We start from the raw sequence: 1,707 nt of genomic DNA, 5'->3' as shown, positions 1-1,707 counted from the left end.
GCCAGCGATCTGTCGCGGTTCGCGGGCCGAACCCGGTACAGATCGCTGGGTTCGCGGGTCGAGCCGGCACGGATCGCTGGGTTCGCGGGTGGTGCCAGCGATCAGTGCCGGGCGTGTGGGTGGTGCCAGCGATCAGTCGCGGGTTGGTGGGTGGTGCCAGCGATTTCCCGCGGTTCGTGGGCCGAACCCGGCACAGATCGCTGGCTTCGCGCTCCGGACCGGTACGGATCGCTGGGTTCGCGGGTGGTGCCAGCGATTAGTCGCGGGCGTTTGGGTGGTGCCAGCGATTTGCCGCGGTTCGTGGGCCGAACCCGGCACAGATCGCTGGCTTCGCGCGCCGGACCGGTACGGATCGCTGGCTTCGCGCTCCGGACCGGTACGGATCGCTGGGTTCGCGGGTGGTGCGAGCGATCAGTGCCGGGCGTGTGGGTGGTGCCAGCGATCTGTCGCGGTTCCTGCGCTGAACCCGGCACAGATCGCTGGCTTCGCGTTCCGGACCGGTACGGATCGCTGGCTTCGCCCCCAGACCGGGACGGATCGCTGGGTTCGCGAGTCGAGCCGGCACGGATCGCTGCGCTGTAGCGCGAGGCAGGCCGCCGCCTCGGGCCACCCGAGCTCAGGCGCGCCCGACGGCGGAACGAGCGCCGTCGCCGTCGGCCGGCGTGACCGTCGGCGTCCCGCCCACGGGCGCGCTCACGTGCCACACCCGCCCGCCGGCGACGACACCCTCGACGTCGACCCGGCCGACCGGTGCCGCCGCCGACCCGAGCGCACGCGGCGGCCCGCCCCGCTCGGCGCCGGGCGCGAGCCCGAGGCAGGCCTGCAAGATCGCGACCGCCGACGCGGCCGACCACGCCTGCGGGTGGCAGGCCGCGGGGTAGGGCACCACGCCCGGCGTCGACTCCGGTGGCGCGCCGCCGTACAGCTCGGGCAGCTGGTAGCGCACGCTCTCGGCGGCGGCGAGCACGCCGCGCACGAGCACGGCCGCCTGCTCGTCGAGCCCGGCGCGGGCGAGCCCCGAGATCGCGATCGCGGTGTCGTGCGCCCAGACCGAGCCACGGTGGTAGCCCAACGGCCAGTAGCCGGCCATCCGGTCCGACAGCGTGCGCAGTCCGTACCCCGAGGACAGCTCGGGGGAGACCAGGCGGTCGGCGACGACGCGCTCCTCCTCAGGCGTGAGGATCCCCGTGCCGACGACGTGCCCCATGTTCGAGGCGACGGAGTCGATGAGCGCGCCGCTGCGGTCCAGCGCGATGCCGAGGTAGGGGCCGTCGTCGTCCGCGGTCCAGAACCGGGCCCGGAAGCGGTCGGCGAGGCCGGCCGCCCAGGCGCGCCACGCCGTCGCGCCCGGTCGCTCGAACGCGTCGAGCAGCGCTGCGCCGCCGACGGCGGCCTCGTACGCGTAGGCCTGCACCTCGCTCAGGGCGATCGGACCCTCGGCCAGGCGTCCGTCGCGCCACTGCACGGAGTCGCCCGAGTCCTTCCAGCCCTGGTTGCTGAGCCCGCTGCCGGTGGCGTCGACGTAGTCGAGGAAGCCGTCGCCGTCGGCGTCGCCGTAGTCCCGCAGCCAGGCGAGGGCCCGCTCGAGGTGCGGCAGCAGCGCACGCACGTCCTCCTCGGCCATGCCCCAGCGCCACGCGTCGTGCAGCAGGCAGATCCACAGCGCGGTCGCGTCGACCGTGCCGTAGTACACGGGCGGGAGGGCGG

The 1,707-nt window shown here is 74.6% G+C and carries 1 protein-coding gene; it reads right to left on the bottom strand.

Annotated features, from left to right (window positions below):
- Window positions 1–616 precede the first annotated feature (616 nt).
- A partial coding sequence (locus FH969_RS14850; protein WP_281285388.1) for an amylo-alpha-1,6-glucosidase occupies window positions 617–1,707 on the bottom strand: 1,091 nt, incomplete at its 5' end.

The organism is Miniimonas arenae (assembly GCF_006351005.1).
GTDB classification, from domain to species: domain Bacteria; phylum Actinomycetota; class Actinomycetes; order Actinomycetales; family Beutenbergiaceae; genus Miniimonas; species Miniimonas arenae.
This window is presented reverse-complemented; position numbering and strand designations above follow the sequence as displayed.